The following is an 18,674-nucleotide window of genomic DNA, read 5'->3' on the forward strand; positions in this document are numbered from 1 at the left end:
TCGCCCCCTCCACCAGCTTCGCTGGTCCCCCTCCCCCGCCACGCGGGGGAGGATGACGGAGAGGCCGGTGCGAGCAACCTACAGCGGCTTCAGTCCAGCCTCGATCTCGGCCCGGCGACCCTCGAGGAACGGGGGAAGCGCCAGGCGCTGGCCGAGGGTTTCGAGCGGCTCGTCGGCGGTGAAGCCGGGGCCGTCGGTGGCGATCTCGAACAGGATGCCGTTGGGCTCACGGAAGTAGAGCGACTTGAAGTAGAAGCGCTCGACTTCGCCGCTGGAGCGGACGCCGAACTCAGCCGTGCGCTTCACCCACTCGTCGAACTCCTCCTTGTTGGGGGTGCGGAAGGCCACATGGTGCACGCCGCCAGCGCCCTGGCGCGCCTGCGGCAGGTCGGGGTTCACCTCGACATGCAGTTCGGCCGCGGCGCCGCCTTCACCCATCTCGAAGACGTGGATTTCGCCGTTCTTCTCGCGCGCCGGGTAGGAGCGGACTTCGCGCAGGTTCATCACCTTGGTCAGCACCGGCTCGGAGCGGCGGAGATCGGGGACGGCGAGGGTGATCGGACCAAGGCCGATAATCTGGTGTTCACTCGGGATCGGGCTCTCCGCCCAGGGGTGGGCCGGGGCCGATTTGGGGTCCGCGATCAGCCGGAAGCGCTGGCCCTCGAAATCCTCGAAGTCGAGCGAGAGGTGCCCGGCACGCTCCTTGATGTTGCCCGAGGCGATGTCCTTTTCCTTGAGGTGTTCCTTCCACCAGCTGAGATCGGCTTCGGAATGGACGCGCAGCCCGGTGCGGGACACTTCGTGGTTGCCGCGCTTGTTCGGGGCGGCCGGCCAATCGAAGAAGGTGAGGTCGGCGCCGGGCGAGGCGATCGCGTCGCCGTAGAACAGGTGATAGGCGCTGACATCGTCCTGGTTGACGGTCTTCTTGATCAGCCGCAGGCCGAGCGTGCGCGTGTAGAATTCGACGTTACGCTGCGCCGCCGCGGTAATGGCGGTGAGGTGGTGAATGCCTTTGAGTTCGAGGGTCATGTGGACCTCCTGATGAAAGCTCGTGATCACCAGATAAGCGGTCTGGGACCGGCAAGATAGCTGCCCTACGCCGACGCATTGTCCAGCAATCCTGAACGATGCTGCGCGTGGCGTTTCCGCGATCACTTCCGAACATGTCTTTTTGAGTTGCTCCACAGCAGGCCTCGGAGGCAAGCTCCGTTGCGAACATAAAGTGAACAGATGACCCAGCTGACCCTGCAGCGAAAGCTGTCGATCCTCTCGGATGCGGCGAAATACGACGCGTCCTGCGCCTCGAGCGGCTCGGTGAAACGCTCGAGCCTTGCGACCGGTGGCATCGGCTCGACCGAGGGCAGTGGCATCTGCCACTCCTATGCGCCGGACGGGCGCTGCATCTCGCTGCTGAAAGTGCTGCTGACCAATTTCTGCGTCTATGACTGCGTCTATTGCGTCAACCGCTCGTCCTCCAACGTGCAGCGGGCCCGCTTCTCGGTCGAGGAAGTGGTCGGGCTGACGCTCGATTTCTACAAGCGCAATTACATCGAGGGGTTGTTCCTCTCGTCCGGCATCATCCGTTCACCCGACTACACCATGGAGGAGATGGTGCGGGTGGCGCGCACGCTGCGCGAGACCCACAGGTTCGGCGGCTACATCCATTTGAAGGTGATTCCCAATGCCGCGCCGGAGCTGCTGGCGGAGGCCGGTCTTTACGCCGATCGCCTCTCGACCAATATCGAGCTGCCGACCGATATCAGCCTCGAGACGCTGGCGCCTGAGAAGAAGCCGAGCGCCATCCGCACGGCGATGGCGCATATCGAATTGAAGCGCGAGGAGAGCCGGCCGGACGGCAAGCTCGAGGGCAAGCGCAAGCCGACCAGGCTGGCCCCGGCCGGGCAATCGACGCAGATGATCATCGGCGCCGACCAGGCGACCGATGCCACCATCCTCGGCCGCAGTGCGGCGCTCTATTCGGGCTATGGGCTGAAGCGGGTCTATTATTCGGCGTTCTCGCCGATCCCCGATGCGAGCTCGAAACTGCCGCTGGCGCCGCCGCCGCTGATGCGCGAGCACCGGCTGTACCAGGCGGATTGGCTGATCCGTTTCTATGGCTTCGACGTCGACGAGATCGTTTCGGGCGGCGAGGACGGGCTGCTCGACCTCAAGCTCGACCCAAAACTCGCCTGGGCGCTGGGTAACCGCGGGCAGTTTCCGGTCGATGTGAACCGGGCGGCGCGGGAGACCCTGCTGCGGGTGCCGGGGCTCGGCGTAAGGGTGGTCGACCGCATCCTCAGCTCGCGGCGGCATCACCGGTTGACGCTGGCCGACCTGGCGCGGATGGCCGCATCGATCGACAAGCTGCGGCCGTTCGTCGAAGCGGACGATTGGTCACCCGGCGGACTGACCGATGACGCCAAACTCAGGGGGAAGCTGACCCCGGCCCCAAAGCAGCTGGAGTTGTTCTGATGCGCTCGGTGCGGCTCGAAGCGCTCAACGATTTCGACCAGTGGCGGGCGGCGGCGCGGCGATTGCTGCTCGATGCCGTGCCGCCGGATGAGGTGGTGTGGCTCGACCCGACGACGCCACAGGATCTGTTCGTCACCGAGGACGCGGTTGCCGAGGTGACCGAGCGCAAGGTGGGGGTGGTGCCGCAGCGCTTCATCGATTGGGCCGAGGCGGGGATCTGCCACAGCGATCCAGAGCGCTTCGCGCTGCTCTATCGGCTGCTCTGGCGGTTGCAGAAGGACAAGGCGTTGATGGAGGCGCGGTCGGACCCCGATGTTGGCCGGCTCGACCGGCGGGTGTCGGCAGTGCGGCGCGACGCACACAAGCTCAAGGCGTTCGTGCGGTTCAAGTCGATCGCCGACGATTCCGGGCTCGAACGGTTCGTCGCCTGGTTCGAGCCGGAACACTACGTGCTGGAGCGGGTGGCGCCGTTCTTCGTCAGGCGCTTCACCGGGATGATGTGGGCGATCGTCACGCCCTACCGTTCGGTGTTCTGGGATGGCGACAGCCTCGAGTTCGGGCCGGGTGGGCACAAGGCGGACGTGCCGGCTGAGGATGCGATGGAGGGGGCGTGGAAGAGTTACTTTGCTTCGATCTTCAACCCGGCACGGCTCAAGGTGGCGATGATGAAATCCGAGATGCCGGTCAAATACTGGCGCAACCTGCCCGAGGCCGAACTCATTCCCTCCCTGATACGCGGCGCCAGGGCAGCGGAGGCGGAAATGATCGCGCGGCAGGCCAGCATCCCATCATCGAAACACCTGCGGCGGGCGGAGCGGCAGGTCGAGGACGACGCGCCCGAGGTTGAGATCTCCTCGCTAAAGGCGGCGCGCGCGGCGATCGAGCAGTGCCGGCGCTGTCCGCTCTATGAGATGGCGACACAGCCGGTGTTCGGCGAAGGGCCTGAACATGCCGAGGTGATGTTCGTCGGCGAGCAGCCGGGCGATCAGGAGGATCTCGCGGGTAAGCCGTTCGTCGGCCCGGCCGGCAAGGTGTTCGATGCGGCGATGGCCGAAGCCGGCGTCGATCGCGGGCGGGCCTATGTCACCAATGCGGTCAAGCACTTCAAGTTCGTGCCGCGCGGCAAGAAGCGCCTGCACCAGCGGCCGAACATGGGCGAGGTGAAGGCCTGCAAGTTCTGGCTCGATCTCGAGCGCGAGCTCGTAAAGCCGAAGCTGATCGTGGCGCTGGGCGCGACGGCGGTCGCCAGTCTCGCCGGCAGCAGTGCGACGCTGAGCGCGGTGCGTGGCAAGATCACGGAGCTGGCCGACGGGACGCAGATGTTTGCGACGGTGCACCCGTCTTATCTGCTGCGCCTGCCCGACCGGGCGGAGGCAGAGCGGGAGCGCCAGCGGTTTGTCGCTGACCTCAGGGACGTACGAAAAGCAATGGGGCACTGAGTGCCCCATTGTAAGAAGTCCTGCGGGTATGGCGGCATCGCAGCCCTGCGAGCGTAGCTCTCCGGGCCTGACCTGCTAAAATCGCTCCACTGGAGCGATTTTGCCGCGTCGCGGCCGTAGGTCAGTCCTTGGCGCGCTCGACGTAGCTGCCGTCGGCGGTCATCACGACCACCTTGGTGCCGACGCCGATATGGGGCGGGACCATGGTCTTGACGCCGTTGTTGAGGGTCGCCGGCTTGAACGAGGAGGACGCGGTCTGGCCCTTCACCACCGGCTCGGTCTCGACGATCTCGAGGCTGACGCGCTGCGGCAGTTCGATCGACAGCGCCACGCCGTCGAAGGTGCGGATGTAAACTTCCATGCCGTCGGTGAGGTAGGCGGCCTGATCGCCGACCACGTCTTCCGAGACGGCGATCTGCTCGTAGGTGGTGGGCTCCATGAAGTGGTAGCCCTCGCCGTCGTGGTAGAGGAACTGGTAGGCGCGCTCGTCGACGTCGGCCTTCTCGACCATTTCGACGGTGCGCCAGCTGGCGGCAACCTTCACGCCGTCCGAGATGCGGCGCATGTCGACCTTGGTCACCGAGTTGCCCTTGCCGGGATGGATGTTCTCGGCGACCAGCACGATGTAGAGCTTGCCGTCGTCGTGCTCGACGACGTTGCCCTTGCGCAGCGACGAGGCGATGACCTTGACCATTAGTTCTTCCTTGTTCAACGGTTGGCGAGGGCCTAGAGAGCGGCAGCAAAAGGCCGGGCCGAACGCGCTAATCTGATGTATCGGTGCCGCCGATACCCTAATTCCGCGAAAACCGCCAGTCCCGAGCCGAAAGACGTAGCCTTGCCCGCCCCCTCACCAGTCCCGCCGGTTTCCCCATGGTGGACGGCCTCGGTGCATGCCGACCGGCGTCCGGCGCTCTTGGCGCGCAACCGCATCGAGCTGGCGGTGCGCAAGTATCTCGCCGATCGGGATTTTCTGATGGTTGACCCGCCGGGGCTGCAGCGCAGCCCGGGCAACGAGACGCATCTGCATGCCTTTGCCACCACGGCGATCGGCAATGACGGGGTGGGGGAGACACTCTATCTCCACACCTCGCCGGAATTCTCGATGAAAAAGCTCCTTGCGGCGGGAGAGCGACGGATCGCCAGCCTTGGACACGTGTGGCGGAATCGCGAGCGGAGCGCTTTGCACCACCCCGAGTTCACCATGCTCGAGTGGTATCGGGCGGGGGAGCCGTATGACGCGGTGATCGCCGATTGCATCAACCTGCTGCGGATTGCGGCTGAGACGACGGGCGTGACGGCGCTCAAGTTCCGCGATCGCGCGTGCGACCCGTTCGCGGAGCCCGAGCGACTGGCCGTGGTCGAGGCGTTTGAGCGCTATGCCGGGGTTGACCTGTTCGCGACCATGAATGCGGCGGGCGAGACGGATGCAGCGGCGCTGGCGGCCGAGATGCGGCGCGTCGGGCTCGATGTGCCGAGGGAATACACCTGGTCGTACCTGTTCAGCCGCGTGCTGGTGGAAAAGGTCGAGCCGAACCTGGGATTGGGGCGGGTGACGGTGCTGGATCGCTATCCGGCAGCGGAAGCCGCATTGGCCAGGCGGACAGGAGATGACCGCCGGCTGGCGGAGCGGTTCGAGCTCTACGCGTGCGGGGTGGAACTGGCGAACGGCTTTGGTGAACTCACCGATGCGGCAGAACAACGCCGTCGGTTTGCCGCCGAGATGGACGAGAAACAACGGCTCTATGGGGAAACCTACCCGCTGGATGAGGATCTGCTCGCAGCACTGCCATTGATGGATGAAACCAGCGGCGCGGCGCTCGGTTTCGATCGGTTGGTGATGCTGGCGGTCGGGGCGCGGCGGATCGAGGATGTGCTGTGGGTGCCGGTGGTCGGAGGCGACAGATGAAACAGGATCGCGCGATCCGGACGGCGAAGGACCTGGTCTCGGCCGGCCTGCTCGGAGCAGACCGCCTCGGCGACGCCGAAGCGGTGGCGAAGCGCTATGCCATTGCGGTGACGCCTGACATGGCGGGGCTGATCGACCGGGCGGACCCGAACGATCCAATCGCCCGGCAGTTCGTGCCTGATATCGCTGAGCTCAGCACCACGCCGGAGGAACGGGCCGACCCGATCGGCGACCTGTCGCACTCGCCGGTCGAGGGGATTGTGCATCGCTATCCCGACCGGGTGCTGCTCAAGGCTGTGCATGTCTGTCCGGTCTATTGCCGGTTCTGCTTCCGCCGCGAAATGGTCGGGCCGGAAGGGCTCGGGACGCTGGCGCCCGAGGCGATGGATGCCGCCATCGGCTACATCACCAACCATCCCGAGATCTGGGAGGTGATCCTCACCGGCGGCGATCCGCTGGTGCTGTCGGCGCGGCGGCTCGAGGAGATGATGGTCCGGCTCAAGGATATCGCACATGTCAAGATCGTGCGCTTCCATAGCCGCGTGCCGGTGGTGGAACCGCAGCGGGTCGACGACAAGCTGATCGCGGCGCTCAAGGCCAGCGGCAAGACCACCTATGTGGCGCTGCACGCCAACCACCCGCGCGAGCTGACCCCGGCGGCGCGGGCGGCGGCCGGGCGGCTGGTCGATGCGGGCGTGGTGATGCTCAGCCAGTCGGTGCTGCTCCGTGGCATCAACGACGATCCCGATGTGCTGGCCGAACTGATGCGCGGCTTCGTCGAAATGCGGGTCAAACCCTACTACCTGCACCACCCGGACCTGGCGCCGGGCACGGCGCATTTCCGGCTGTCGATCGCCGAGGGCCAGGCGCTGGTCAAAAGCCTGCGCGGCCGGGTGTCGGGGCTCTGCCAGCCGACCTATGTGCTCGATATCCCCGGCGGCTATGGCAAGGCGCCGATCGCGGCGAGCAATGTCGAGGCGACGGGCGACGGCAGTTATGCGGTATCGGACTGGCAGGGCGGGGTGCATGCCTATCCGCCCGCAGGGAGCTACGAGGCGCCATGACATCACCCTTCCCGTGGCCCGAGGAGCACATTCAGCACTACACCGCCTATCGGGTGGCCGAGCCGCCGGCGATCGATGGCCGGCTCGACGCCGCAAGCTGGGGGCTGGCGCCGCGCTCGCCGCGGTTCGTCGACCTGATCAGCGGCAAGCCGACGGTGCATGACACGCACGCCGCGGTGCTGTGGGACGACACGCATCTTTATGTCGGGTTCTGGGTGGAGGAGCCGTTCGTCGAGGCCAAGCTCACCGAGCGTGATGCGCTGATCTGGAGCGAGAACGACGTCGAGCTGTTCGTCGCCGGCGCCGATGCCTATTACGAGCTCGAGCTCAATGCGCTGGGGACGATCTACGAGGCGTTCTTCGTCTGGGACGATGCCTATGAGCGGGCTGGCTTCAGCAAGGCGGCAGAGTTTTCACGCAGCGCACCGGGCGCCAAGCCCTGGAACGGAGTGGGGTTCGACAAGCATCCCAGGGGAACGCGGCTCGGGCTGTTCAGCTGGGACATGCCGGGGCTGAGGGCCGCGGCGTCGATCGACGGGACGCTCAACGACAATGCCGACCGGGATCGCGGCTGGACGGCGGAGATTGCCATTCCCTGGGCCAGCCTGGGCTGGCTCGCCACCGACGGCCGCGCTTTGCCGCCGCGCGACGGCGATACCTGGCGGATGGATTTCTCGCGCTTCAACACCTACCGCGCCGCCAAGCCCGCCGAGGATTCCGGCGGCTGGGCCTGGAGCGCGCACGGGGTGTGGGATTCGCACGTACCGGAGCTGTTCCCGTATGTGCATTTTTCGACGAAGATAGTGGGGAGCGAGGGGTAGCGAGTCATGGCTGGGCCCGGTGCGGGCTGACCCCCACCCCTGTCCCCTCCCCCTAAGAATGGGGAGGGAGACCCACACACCAGCATCGAGACTGACGTCTCCCTCCCCCCTGCGGGGAGGGGACAGGGGTGGGGGTCAGCCCGCGCCGGCGGTAGGGGCAGGCATGCGAACTCCTCAATTCCCCCAATAATCCGGGTCGAGCAGCTTCCCGTGGGCCCAGGCTTCGATCAGGGCGCCGGCGATGGCGCCGGGGCGGGGGCGGTTGATTTCGGGGTGGGTGCCGGCGAGGATTTCGAGCACGTCGCGGCGAGTGACCCAGCGGGCGTCGGAGAGTTCGACCGGGTCGATGGTGATCGCCTCGCTCAGCGCGTCGCCCTGGCAGCCGAACATCAGCGACATCGGGAACGGCCAGGGTTGCGAGGAGACGTAGCGGACCGGGCCGACCTTGATGGCGCTTTCTTCCAGCGTTTCGCGCCGTACCGCCGCTTCGATGGTTTCGCCCGGCTCGACAAAGCCGGCGAGCAGCGAATACATGCGCTCGGGCCAGCTCGGGCTGCGGCCGAGCAGCAAGAGATCGCCGCGGGTGATGGCCATGATCACCACCGGGTCGGTGCGCGGGAAATGCTGCGTGCCGCATTGCGGGCATTTGCGGACCCAGCCGCTGCTCTCGACGGCGCTCGGCGCTCCGCAATTGGCGCAGAAGCGGTGGCTCGAATGCCAGCTGATCAACGCGCGCCCGGTGGCGACGCTCTCGCCTTCGAGCCGAGTAAGGGTCGGCATCAGCCCGCGGATTTCTACGAACTTCCTCTCGGGGAAGCCGGGGTGGACCTGCTGCGTCTGGTCGATGAACTGGCCGATGGTGGTGGCGTCCTCGGGCGGCGACCAGAGCGGCAGGTCGGCGGCAAAGCGCGGGCCCTCGGGCGTCAGCCCAACGAACAGCGGCGCCTCCCGGCTGTCCGAAAGGGCAGGGTGATCGAGCGGCACCGCAGCGGGGCGGCCTTCGGCATCGGCGAGCAGCTTGCCGCGCCAGAACACCAGCGTCCTGGCGCGCGGATCGATGCGGGTCCCGTCGGTGGTGCGCAGGTGCGCGACGCGATCGAGCTCGCCCGGCTTGAATGCAAACGCGTAGTCCACTGCTGCCCCTCCAGTTGGTCCGGGAGGGTGTAGGGGGATGCGGCGCGGGCTGCAAGCGGGAGGGACGGTTGTGACATTTGTTCTCTGTCACAGCCCGCGGGCTCCGCTCCCCTCAAGGGGGAGGGGAGCTCACCGTCTGTGCCGGCCCGACCCGCTCAGCCGTTCCACTTCATCCCCATATAGACCCCGCCGACCTCCAGTTCTTCGAGCATCTGGGCGAGATGCTTGTACTTGGTGGACTCGCGCTTCACCTTGTTGATCCAGAGCAGGTAATCGTTGCGCTGGTAGGGTGGGCGGGCGTCGTAGGCGGCGCGGAGGCCAGAGCGGTCCAGCGCGTCGCGGACGAAGTCCGGCATCTCCTCGCGCTTGCGCAATGGCCGCAGCGCCGGGCTCATGCGAGCACCGCCTGGGCCTCGATCTCGATCAGGTAGTCGGGGTTGGCGAGACCGGCGACGCGCAGCACCGTGACGGTGGGCGGGTTGGTGCGGGCGCCCCAGAAGTTCATCCAGGCGCCGAAGGCAGCGCGGAGATCGGCCTGCTGGTCGATGACGACGGTGACTTTCACGAGATCCTCGAGTTGGGCTCCGGCGGCGTCGAGCACCGCCTTGAGGTTGCCGAGCGCCTGTGCCGACTGGGCAGCGACGTCGCCCTTGCCGACCACCTGGCCGTGCCGGTCGACGGCATTCTGGCCGCCGATCAGCAGGGTGCGCGCGCCTGACGGCACCAGGATAGCCTGGGTGAACACCGGATTGGAATGCAGCGTCTCGGGGTTGAGGTGCTGGACGGGCATGGGACGTCTCCTTGGTTGACGCCCAAACCTGCCGCCGGGCTGCTGACAGCTGAGGTCAGCAGAGTTCGCGGTATTCTATTACCGCGCCACGCCCCGGCTAGACCGGTCGAGGCTGTAGAGTCGCCTGCCCGGACGACCCTACAGCCCCCTGATCCGCGATTGCCACCGGCGGATCATTTCCTCTGCAGCGGCTTCCGCGCCCTGCATGTTTGCACTCTGATAAACATCAACCTCGACACCGTTATGCGACAGCTGGTCGACGGCTTCTGCCAGCACGGCGTTGAGAATGAACACCCCTGCGATGGTCGAGGTCGGTCCCATGCGGATGTCGTTACCGACACTGAGAGCGGCATCGCCGTATTCGCCGCCATTGTCGAGGACGAGATCGGTCACCTGATAGAGGAGTTTGCCCGAGTCGTGGCGCGAGGTGATGGCGCGCGCGTGGCGCAGCGAGGTGAGCGCGATGGTGGTGGCGCCACGGGCCTTGCAGGCGAGCGCCATTTCGATCGGATAGGCGTTGCGCCCGGAATTGGATGCGATGAACACCACGTCGCCCGCCTCGACCGGATAGTCGGCGAGGACCCGTTCGGCCCGGCCGGTTTCGCGCTCGAGCAGGGTGGAGCGCTCGGCGCCGAGGTGCAGCATCAGGTCGGGATCGAGAATGGCCTGCGCCGCGGCAATGCCGCCGGCGCGGTAAAAAGCCTCCTCGGCGATGAGATGCGAGTGGCCGGAGCCGGCGACATAGACCAGGTGGTCGGTGCCGAGCGCCGTGGCGACGGCGTCACGGGCCGCGTCGAGGGCAGCGGACTGCTCGCCGAGGATGCGGTCGAAGATGATGGCGAGCTGGTCGCGATAGCGCTGGCGCGGGGTGGTCATTCTAGCCTCTGATCTCGCCGACATACTTGTACCGATCGCCGCGATACCAGGTCATTGCATCCTCGACGACGGTGCCGGACAGGCCGTAGCCGAGCTGTGAAACTTCGAGCACCGCGGCGCCCGGCCGGATGCCGAGCTGGGCGGCAAGCGTCTCGTCGGCTTCGGTGGCCGAGAGGCTCTGCAGCACGCGGTGCGGACGGGCGTGGCGCGCGTCCATGCGTTCGTAAAGTGAGCCCGAGCCATCGTAATCGGCGCCCACGGCTTCGACCGGCACCACGGCGCGCTCGAGCGCTATGGCCTCGCCGCCGGCAAGGCGCAGGCGGACCAGCGTGAGAATGGGCGAGCCGAGCGGCAGGCCGGTGCGAAAGGCGGCATCGGCGCCGACCCGGCCGATCGAACATTCGAGCACGCGCGAGGTCGGCTCGAGCCCGCGCTGGCGCATGTCTTCGGTGAAGCCCGAGAGCTGCGACAGCGCCTTGGGAATGCGGCCGACCACTACGGTGCCGGCGCCCGGCCGGGTGGCGATGATGCCCTGCTGCGCCAGTTCCTTCAGCCCCTGGCGCAGGGTCGAGCGGGAGACGGCGAGCGCCTCGGCCATTTCGCGTTCGGAAGGCAGCGACTCGCCCGGGGCGATGGCGCCAGAATCGAGCACGGCGGTCAGCGCGTTGCGCAGGCGCTCGCCCAAGGGGCCATGCCGGGCCTCCATCCGTTCGCGTACCGCCGCGTAAAAGTCCAAGCGTCCTCCGACCAGTGAGCCGTGGTTGTTCTCGCGCAACTGGTATGATTTTGGACTGGCGTTTGCAAGCGGCTTGCGCGGAAACTTGCAAGCGCCTTAGCGTGGAACTTCGCCGGAAGTTTGAGCGCTGGACAAACTGGTTTAAACCAATAACATACCAGTTGGCAGGGAGATAACTGCCAAGAGATTTGGGGCGAAAACAGGGTGTTACCGATGATGGCCAAAAGATTGGCGCTGACGACCAAAAGGTTGGCGCTGACTACAGCGACCGCATTGCTGCTGCTGAGCACGGCCGCGATGGCGCAGACCGAAGTGCGCTTCACGCACTCCATCACCGGCGGGGCGAGCCGCGAGGCGCTCGATTCGATCATTGCCGATTTCCAGGCGGCCAATCCCGACATCAAGATCAAGGAGATCGTCTTCGACGACGATCAGTATTCCAACCAGGGGCTGATCACCCAGCTGAAGAGCAACGAGGTTCCAGACATCTTCTTCGAGTGGGCGGGCTTCCCGGTGCAGCGCGACGTCGCCGCCGGCTATGCCTATGACCTCACTGAAGCGATGGCGGCGGATGGCTGGAAGGATAGCTTCTCGCCGGCCGTGTGGACCGATGGCGCCGGCACCATGGTCGACGGCAAGCCGTACCTGGTGCCGCTGTCGCTCGATCTGACCAACACCATCTGGTACAACAAGAAGATCTTCGCCGAGCACAACCTGACGCCGCCCAAGAGCTGGGACGAGTTCGTGGCGCTCAACAAGACGCTGGCCGAGGCGGGCGAGACGCCGATCGTCGAGGGCAATAACGAGTTCTGGCCGCTCGGCAACTGGGCCGGCCACATCGCCGCCATGGTGGTGCCGCCGGACGCCTATATCGCCGCCTTCAAGCAGGAAGCGCCGTTCAACACGCCTGAGTTCGAGAAGGCGCTGAACCTCCTGGTCGGTCTCCACGATGTCGGGGCCTTCAACAAGGACATGCAGGCGCTGGGCGCTGACCCGGCGATGGCGACGTTCTTCCAGGAAGGTGCAGTGATGCACCCGATCGGTTCGTGGCTGGTGTCGGAGACCGCCAACCTCGCCGACGAGGGCTTCGAATACGGCCAGTTCAACACGCCAGTGATCGATCCGGGGCACCCGCTGGCCAACAGCGTGATCGGCACCATCACCGGCCTTGTCGTCCACAAGAACGCGCCGCATCCGGCCGAAGCGATCAAGTTCCTCAAGTTCCTGACCTCTGAGGCAAGCCAGATCAAGTGGGCCGAGAGCGGGCAGATGAGCCCGGTGCAGGGGGTCAGCGACAAGGCCAAGCTCGACGAGCAGACCCAGGCGATGCTGGCGCTGATGAGCGGTGCCTCGGGCATCGTGCCGCCACCGGACAACAAGTATCCGGTACCGGTCGCCGAGGCCTTCTACCAGGCTGCCGCCTTTGCCGCCTCGGGTGAGAAGAGCGCCAAGGACGCGCTGGTCTGGCTCGACGAGACGCTCGCCGCCATGGGCAAGCAGTAACCGGCGCCATATTTTGCAAGACCGCTCGGCCCCTATCAGCACCGGCGCCGCGAACCTGTTGTTCGCGGCGCCTGCGATGCTGTTATTCGCGACCTTCGTGCTGCTGCCTTTGGGCGCGTCGGTCTATTATGCCTTCACCTTCTGGGATGGGTTCAGCGCGCCGCGCTGGGCCGGGTTCGCCAACTTCGCCCGGGCGCTGACCGACCCGACATTCCTGATGTCGTTCGTGCATGTCGTCCTTTACATCGCCGCGACGCTCGTCTTCGAGGTGACGTTCGGGCTGGTGATGGCGGTGCTGCTCAACTCCGATCGGCGCGGCTTCTCGCTGATGCGCGGCATGTTCTTTGCGCCGGTGGTGCTGTCGATGTCGGCGGCGGGCGTCCTGTGGAAGTTCGTGCTCGACTACCGCACCGGGCTGCTCAACTCGACGCTGCGCTCGGTGGGGCTCGGCGACTGGGCGCAGCCCTGGCTGGCGCAGCCGGAGACGGCGCTCTTATTCATCTGCATCGTCTCGGGCTGGAAATATGCCGGCTTCTACATGGTGATCTTTTTTGCGGCGCTCAGGCGCATTCCGCGCAACCTCTACGAGGCGGCGCGGCTCGACGGCGCCAATGGCGTGCAGCAGTTCACTGCCATCACCCTGCCGATGCTGAAGCAGAACGTCATCGTCTGCATCCTCCTCGCGGTGACCGGCGGCTTTGCCGGGTTCGACCTGTTCTTCACCATGACCAACGGGCAGCCGTTCGGAGCGACGGAAGTGCCGGCGACCTGGATCATCAAGCAGGCCTTCGACCAGAACCAGATCGGCTATGGCGTGGCGCTCACCGTGGTGTTGACGCTGGTCGTCTCGCTGATCTCGATCGCCTATCTCAAGATTTCGGAGCGCGGCAATGTCACGCGCTACTGAACGGCGTCGCAGCACGGCCGAATGGCTGCAGTTCGGCGTGGCCGGCGCGATCGTCCTCGTCATGTTCTATCCGGCGATCTGGATGGTCTACTCGTCGTTCAAATCGAACCGCGAGATCTTCCGCGCGCCCTTCGCGCTGCCGGCGCAGTGGCGCTGGGAGAACCTCATCGAGGCCTGGCAGGTCGGCGGGCTTGGGACGCTCTATCTCAACTCGGTGTTCGTGACGCTGGTCGCGGTGAGCATGTGCGTGCTGTTCGCCACGGCGGCCGCCTTCGCCTTTACCCGGCTGGAGTTTCCGGGCCGGAAGCTGATGTACCGGATCCTGTTGATCGGGTTGCTGCTGCCCCCGCCTTCGGTCGCCATTGCGCTGTTCACGCAGCTGCGCGACATGCATCTGCTCAATACCCCCTGGGCGCTGATCCTGCCGGGGGCCGCCTGGCAACTGGCCTTCACGGTGTTCCTGATGCGGGCCTATTTCATCTCGATCCGGCCCGACATGGAAGAAGCGGCGCGGCTCGATGGCGCCAATACCTGGGAAATTTTCTGGCATGTGTCGGTGCCGATGGTGTGGCCGGCGATGCTGACCATGGTGGTGCTCAACACCATCAGCGTGTGGAATGAGCTGCTCTTCGCGCTGCTGTTCATCACCGACGATGCGCAGCGCACCCTGCCGGTCGGGCTGGTGCGGTTCTCGGGCTACCACAGCACCGACTATTCGCTGGTGTTCGCGGCCCTGACCATCACCACCGTGCCGATCCTGATCCTCTACTTCATCCTGCAACGGCATGTGATCGCCGGGCTCACCGCAACAGCGATGGACTGAACCAGATGGGAACTGTTCACGACTTTCCTGATGTCACCGCATCGCCGCCGGGGCTTTCCGGCTGGTCGCTGGATGTGCTGCTGGATCAGCCGGATCGACAAGGGGCCGGGCGCGCCAGGGTGCCAACCACGTTCCTCTCCGGCGTCATCGAAGGCTTTTACGGCCGGGCGTGGACGCATCCGCAGCGGATCGAGATGCTCGACTGGATCGCCAATGCCGGGATGAACAGCTTCGTCTACGGACCCAAGGATGACATCAAGATCCGCGCCCGCTGGCGCGAACTCTACAACGCGGCGGAAGCCGTAGCCCTCCAGGAGCTGGTCGACGCGGCACGGGCGCGGCAGCTCATTTTCATGGTGGCGATCGCCCCGTGTCTCGATGTCGTCTACTCGGACGCAAGCGACCTCGAGGCGCTGAAGCGCCGGCTCGACCAGCTCCTGGACCTCGGCGTGACGCATTTCGCGCTGCTGTTCGACGATATCCCGCGCACCATGATGCCGGCCGACGAGCGGGCCTTCCCCTCCTTCGCGGCGGCGCAGAGCTACTTCGCCAACGAGGCGTTCAAGCACGTCAAGGCGCGGGTTCCCGGAGCAGCCGTGCTGTTCTGCCCGACCGAATATTGCGCAGCGTTCGCCGGGCATGACGTGCCGGGCTCAGCCTATCTCAACAGCATCGGAGCGGAGCTCCACCCGGAGATCGGGGTGTTCTGGACCGGGCCGGATATTGTTTCGAAGACCATCAGCGCCGAGAGCCTCATCGAAGTCGGCCGGGTGCTGCGGCGCAAGCCGGTGATCTGGGAGAATTTCCACGCCAACGACTACGATATCCGCCGCGTCTATGCCGGGCCGCTGGGCGGCCGGCACGCCGATATCCTGCCGCTGATCGACGGGATCATCACCAACCCCAATAACGAGTTCGAGGCGAACTTCGTGCCGGTGCACGCGACCGGCGCCTTTGCCGCCGGCTCCGACGACGAGGCCTCGGCCTTCGCGCTGGCGCTGAAGGCCTGGCAGCCGCGCTTCCGGCTGGCCTTTACCGGGCAGACCGAGACGCTGACGGTGGAAGAGATCCGGCTGCTGGGTGAGTTGTTCTACCAGCCGTTCCGCTGCGGGCCGCAGGTCGAGGGCCTGTTGCAATCGGCGCGGCGGCTGATGAGCGAGAAGCGGCCGGACGTGCGCAACGAGAGCTGGCAGGATGGGCATGAGGCGCTGGTGCAGTTCCGCGACCGCATCATCGCCCTGTTCCACCGGATGACCGAGCTCGAGAACCGCGACCTGTTCTACGCCTTCCACCCTTATCTGTGGGAAGCGCGCGAGGAGATGACGCATCTCGTCACCTATCTCGACTGGCTGGCGGGCGACCCGCCGCGCGGCGCCGAGTTCCCCGACAAGGACAGGATCTACAATTTCTACCGGCAGGGCTTCACCGTGGCGGTGCAGGAGCTGCTGCCGCGCGACGGCAGCGGGCGCTACCGGCATGGTGCTTGATTTCGGTGGCGGCTACCGGCTCCGCGGGGCACTGGCCGAGGACCATGCGGCGCTCAACATGGTGTGCCTACGCACGGGCGACAGCGGCAAGGACGCGACCGCGCGCGAGGACGATCCGGACCTGCTCGGGCTGATCTACGCCGTGCCCTACCAGGTGTACGAGCCGGATTTCGCCTTCGTGGTTGATGGGCCGAACGGGGTCTGCGGCTATATCTTCGGGGCGCCGGATACGCCGGGAATTTACAAGAGAATGGCGGCGGAGTGGTTTCCGCCGCTGGCGGCACGGCTCGCCGATCCGGGGCCGGACGAGAGCCGGTGGCAGGGGAGCGACTGGGCGCGATACGCAATCCGTCATCCCGAATTCGTCTACCCCGAGGTGTTGCACCGCTATCCGGCACATGGCCATATCGACCTGCTCGAGGAGGCGCGCGGCAGGGGGATCGGCCGGCGCGGCATGGAGCATGTGATGGCAAAGCTGAAGCGGGCGGGAGCGCGGGGCATGCACCTGCAGGTGAGCCCGGTGAACCGCGGCGCGCAGAGCTTTTACAGGAAGCTCGGGTTCGAGGTGCTGAAGGACCCGGTGCTGCCGCGGCACACGACGTTCATGGTGGTGGGGCTGTAGGGACTACCGGTTGCGCGAGCGGCCCCACCCCACCCAGCTTCGCTAGGCGGCTGAGCCGCCAAGCTGCGCTGCCCTCCCCATCAAGGGGAGGGAGACGATTGAACCGAAGCCGCAGAAAGTGTCTCCCTCCCCCTTGTGGGGAGGGATCAAGGGTGGGGGTGGCCCCACGCACCGGCTAAATCCCGATCCGGCATGATCCTGAAGTCGTTCCCCTCCGGCAGCAGCTGGCCGCCATCGACGATGATCGTCGTGCCGGTGATGTAGCTGGCTTCGTCCGATGCCAGAAACAGGAAGGCGTTGGCGACGTCGCGGGGGCTGCCGAGGCGGCCGAGGGGGATCGCGTCTTCCATCGATTTGAGGAACTCGGGCGAGCGGTGCTGCTGCACCGCTTCGGTGAGGATGTTGCCGGGTTCGACCCCGTTGACGGTGATGCCGTAGCCGGAGAACTCGAGCGCGGCGGCGCGGATCAAGCCGTTGATGCCGGCCTTGGTGGCCGAGTAGTGGCCGTGGCCCGGGCTGGTGACATGCGGGCCGGTGATCGACGAGGTGAAGAGGATGCGGCCATAGCCCTGGGCCTTCATCGGGGTGAGCGCGGCTCGGGCGGCGATGAAGCTGCCGCGCAGGTTCACCCCCATCACTCGATCCCAGTCATCGACGGAAGTCTGTTCGAGCAGCTGCCAGGGGTAGATGCCGGCGTTCTGCACCAGGATATCGAGCCGGCCATAGGTCTCAAGCGCCAGCGCGACGGCGGCCTCGGCGTCGGCGAGCTTCGAGATATCGGTGAAGATGAAGGGCGCGCCGAGCTCAGCTGCGGTAGCCGCGCCGGCCTCGCGCTCGGTGTCGGCGACAATGAGGTTGGCGCCTTCTTCCGCGAAGCGGACGGCAATAGCTTTGCCGATGCCGCGCGCCGCTCCGATGACGAGCGCGGTCTTGCCTTGAAGTCGTTTGGTCATGCGAGTTTTTGCCTGATCGAGAGTTTCAGTGTGTCGAGGAGCACGGCGGCGAGCACCAGGAGGCCATGGATCACCTGGGTGGAGGTGGCGGGCAGGCCCATCAGGTTGATGGCGGTGTTGATGGCCGAGAGCAGCAGCACGCCGGCATAGACGCCGGGCAGGGCGCCGACGCCGCCCTTCAAACTGACGCCGCCGATCACCACCGCGGCGAAGGCGTTGAACAGCAGCCCCATGCCGAGATTGGCGGTGGCGCCAGAGGTGCGGATGGCGAGCAGCCAGCCGGCGAGCGCGGCGATGGCCCCGGCGAGCACGAACGAGGTGATGAGGATGCGGTCGACCTTGATGCCGGCGCGGAAGGCGGCGTTCTGGTTGCCGCCGATGATGATGAGGTGCCGGCCAAACCGGCTCTTGGCCATGATCAGCGAGAACACCACGAAGCAGAGGATAGCGATCCAGGCGGTGAGCGGCAGGCCGAGCAGGCGTTGCACGCCGAACCAGCGAATGGCGGGCGCCAGGTCCTGCGCCGAGCGGCCGCCGGAGAGCGCCAGCACCACGCCGCGCACCCAGATGTAGGAGGCGAGGGTGACGATGAAGGCGTTCATCTTCAGCTTGACGATCAGCAGGCCGTTGAAGGCGCCGATGGCGCTGCCGACGGCCAGCGCGATGATCAGCGAGACCGGAACGCCGAGCCAATCCGGCGTCAATTGCACGCCCATGCCGATGCCTGCCGAGCAGAAGACGATGCCGACCGCCATGGCGGAAAGCGCCGCGACGGATTCGACCGACAGATCCATGTGGCCGGCGATGATCACCAGCGCGAGGCCGATCGACATGACGCCGAGCACCGAGGACGCCTCGATGATGTTGGCGAAGATGCCGGGCTGGAAGTAGTTCGGCACGAAGATCGAGAACACCAGCAGCACGAACAGCAGCATGAACCAGACGAGGTTATCGAGGATGAACTCGAGGGCGCGGCGGGTGTTGGGGTTCATGCTGGGGTTCCGGTGACGGGTGCTTGCAGTCGGGTCTCCCTCCCCCTTGTGGGGAGGGATCAAGGGTGGGGGTGGCCACACGCTCAGAGCTCGGGGCCTCCCCCCACCCAGCTGCGCAACGGACTTGGGCTGCGCCCAAGCTCCTGCTT

19 protein-coding genes are annotated in these 18,674 nt (G+C 66.0%); 10 read left to right on the forward strand and 9 right to left on the reverse strand.

Annotation, left to right across the window (positions count from 1 at the left end; genetic code table 11):
- Positions 1-78 precede the first annotated feature (78 nt).
- Positions 79-1,029 carry a ring-cleaving dioxygenase gene (locus tag ASC68_RS06790; protein WP_055876825.1) on the reverse strand — a complete coding sequence of 317 codons (951 nt, stop codon included), beginning with the start codon at positions 1,027-1,029 and terminating at the stop codon, positions 79-81.
- A gap of 201 nt (positions 1,030-1,230) precedes the next feature.
- On the opposite strand from ASC68_RS06790, the gene ASC68_RS06795 reads away from it, so the two are divergent.
- Together ASC68_RS06795 and ASC68_RS06800 are read left to right on the forward strand one after the other, a co-directional pair.
- On the forward strand, positions 1,231-2,472 hold the full coding sequence (locus tag ASC68_RS06795) for a putative DNA modification/repair radical SAM protein (protein ID WP_055876828.1): 1,242 nt from the start codon (positions 1,231-1,233) through the stop codon (positions 2,470-2,472).
- Positions 2,472-3,911: a UdgX family uracil-DNA binding protein gene (locus ASC68_RS06800; protein WP_055876831.1), complete on the forward strand. Its 1,440-nt coding sequence runs from the start codon at positions 2,472-2,474 to the stop codon at positions 3,909-3,911. Before ASC68_RS06795 ends, ASC68_RS06800 begins: the two co-directional genes overlap by 1 nt.
- Positions 3,912-4,032: 121 nt before the next feature.
- Here ASC68_RS06800 and efp read toward each other — a convergent pair whose 3' ends face one another.
- Entirely contained in the window at positions 4,033-4,605 is a 573-nt protein-coding gene (gene efp, locus ASC68_RS06805; protein WP_055876832.1) for an elongation factor P, read from the reverse strand.
- A 192-nt stretch (positions 4,606-4,797) separates the two neighbouring features.
- Here efp and epmA point away from each other — a divergent pair, with 192 nt between their 5' ends.
- Genes epmA through ASC68_RS06820 form a run of 3 tightly spaced genes read left to right on the forward strand, consistent with a single transcriptional unit; the run spans position 4,798 to position 7,702 of the window.
- Positions 4,798-5,817, forward strand: a complete 1,020-nt coding sequence (gene epmA / locus ASC68_RS06810) for an EF-P lysine aminoacylase EpmA (RefSeq protein ID WP_248310504.1) — start codon at positions 4,798-4,800, stop codon at positions 5,815-5,817.
- A complete protein-coding gene (locus tag ASC68_RS06815; protein ID WP_055876840.1) occupies positions 5,814-6,881 on the forward strand; it encodes a lysine-2,3-aminomutase-like protein in 1,068 nt (355 codons plus the stop codon). The genes epmA and ASC68_RS06815 overlap by 4 nt, the downstream gene beginning before the upstream one ends.
- Positions 6,878-7,702 carry a carbohydrate-binding family 9-like protein gene (locus ASC68_RS06820; RefSeq protein ID WP_055876843.1) on the forward strand — a complete coding sequence of 275 codons (825 nt, stop codon included), beginning with the start codon at positions 6,878-6,880 and terminating at the stop codon, positions 7,700-7,702. The genes ASC68_RS06815 and ASC68_RS06820 overlap by 4 nt, the downstream gene beginning before the upstream one ends.
- Positions 7,703-7,876: 174 nt before the next feature.
- Here the strand turns inward: ASC68_RS06820 and nudC are convergent, their stop codons facing one another.
- The 5 genes from nudC to ASC68_RS06845 form a co-directional block, all read right to left on the reverse strand.
- Positions 7,877-8,836: an NAD(+) diphosphatase gene (gene nudC, locus ASC68_RS06825; protein ID WP_156387271.1), complete on the reverse strand. Its 960-nt coding sequence runs from the start codon at positions 8,834-8,836 to the stop codon at positions 7,877-7,879.
- Between the two features lie 155 nt (positions 8,837-8,991).
- Entirely contained in the window at positions 8,992-9,231 is a 240-nt protein-coding gene (locus ASC68_RS06830; RefSeq protein WP_055876851.1) for a YdeI/OmpD-associated family protein, read from the reverse strand.
- Positions 9,228-9,626, reverse strand: a complete 399-nt coding sequence (locus ASC68_RS06835; protein WP_055876854.1) for a RidA family protein — start codon at positions 9,624-9,626, stop codon at positions 9,228-9,230. The genes ASC68_RS06830 and ASC68_RS06835 overlap by 4 nt, the downstream gene beginning before the upstream one ends.
- A gap of 138 nt (positions 9,627-9,764) precedes the next feature.
- Positions 9,765-10,502, reverse strand: coding sequence for an SIS domain-containing protein (locus ASC68_RS06840; RefSeq protein ID WP_055876856.1), 738 nt, complete (start codon positions 10,500-10,502; stop codon positions 9,765-9,767).
- Between the two features lies 1 nt (position 10,503).
- Positions 10,504-11,238 carry a GntR family transcriptional regulator gene (locus ASC68_RS06845; protein ID WP_156384657.1) on the reverse strand — a complete coding sequence of 245 codons (735 nt, stop codon included), beginning with the start codon at positions 11,236-11,238 and terminating at the stop codon, positions 10,504-10,506.
- A gap of 213 nt (positions 11,239-11,451) precedes the next feature.
- On the opposite strand from ASC68_RS06845, the gene ASC68_RS06850 reads away from it, so the two are divergent.
- The 5 genes from ASC68_RS06850 to ASC68_RS06870 all read left to right on the forward strand — a co-directional run bounded on the left by ASC68_RS06850 (position 11,452) and on the right by ASC68_RS06870 (position 16,580).
- Positions 11,452-12,741 (forward strand): ABC transporter substrate-binding protein, encoded by a 1,290-nt coding sequence (locus tag ASC68_RS06850; protein WP_055876860.1) that lies wholly within the window; start codon positions 11,452-11,454, stop codon positions 12,739-12,741.
- A gap of 76 nt (positions 12,742-12,817) precedes the next feature.
- Positions 12,818-13,648 carry a sugar ABC transporter permease gene (locus ASC68_RS06855; RefSeq protein ID WP_156384658.1) on the forward strand — a complete coding sequence of 277 codons (831 nt, stop codon included), beginning with the start codon at positions 12,818-12,820 and terminating at the stop codon, positions 13,646-13,648.
- Positions 13,632-14,471 carry a carbohydrate ABC transporter permease gene (locus tag ASC68_RS06860; RefSeq protein WP_055876865.1) on the forward strand — a complete coding sequence of 280 codons (840 nt, stop codon included), beginning with the start codon at positions 13,632-13,634 and terminating at the stop codon, positions 14,469-14,471. Before ASC68_RS06855 ends, ASC68_RS06860 begins: the two co-directional genes overlap by 17 nt.
- Before the next feature lie 5 nt (positions 14,472-14,476).
- The gene (locus tag ASC68_RS06865; RefSeq protein ID WP_055876868.1) at positions 14,477-15,958 is read left to right on the forward strand and encodes a beta-N-acetylglucosaminidase domain-containing protein; all 1,482 of its coding nucleotides are present in this window, start codon (positions 14,477-14,479) and stop codon (positions 15,956-15,958) included.
- Positions 15,948-16,580: a GNAT family N-acetyltransferase gene (locus ASC68_RS06870; RefSeq protein WP_055876870.1), complete on the forward strand. Its 633-nt coding sequence runs from the start codon at positions 15,948-15,950 to the stop codon at positions 16,578-16,580. The genes ASC68_RS06865 and ASC68_RS06870 overlap by 11 nt, the downstream gene beginning before the upstream one ends.
- 146 nt (positions 16,581-16,726) lie before the next feature.
- On the opposite strand, the gene ASC68_RS06875 is transcribed toward ASC68_RS06870, so the two are convergent.
- Together ASC68_RS06875 and ASC68_RS06880 are read right to left on the reverse strand one after the other, a co-directional pair.
- Complete coding sequence (locus ASC68_RS06875; protein WP_055876873.1) at positions 16,727-17,533, reverse strand: SDR family oxidoreductase; 807 nt, start codon at positions 17,531-17,533, stop codon at positions 16,727-16,729.
- A complete protein-coding gene (locus ASC68_RS06880; protein ID WP_055876876.1) occupies positions 17,530-18,525 on the reverse strand; it encodes an ABC transporter permease in 996 nt (331 codons plus the stop codon). Before ASC68_RS06880 ends, ASC68_RS06875 begins: the two co-directional genes overlap by 4 nt.
- Positions 18,526-18,674: the final 149 nt, after the last annotated feature.

Source organism: Devosia sp. Root105 (genome assembly GCF_001424865.1).
Taxonomy (GTDB): Bacteria; Pseudomonadota; Alphaproteobacteria; order Rhizobiales; family Devosiaceae; genus Devosia_A.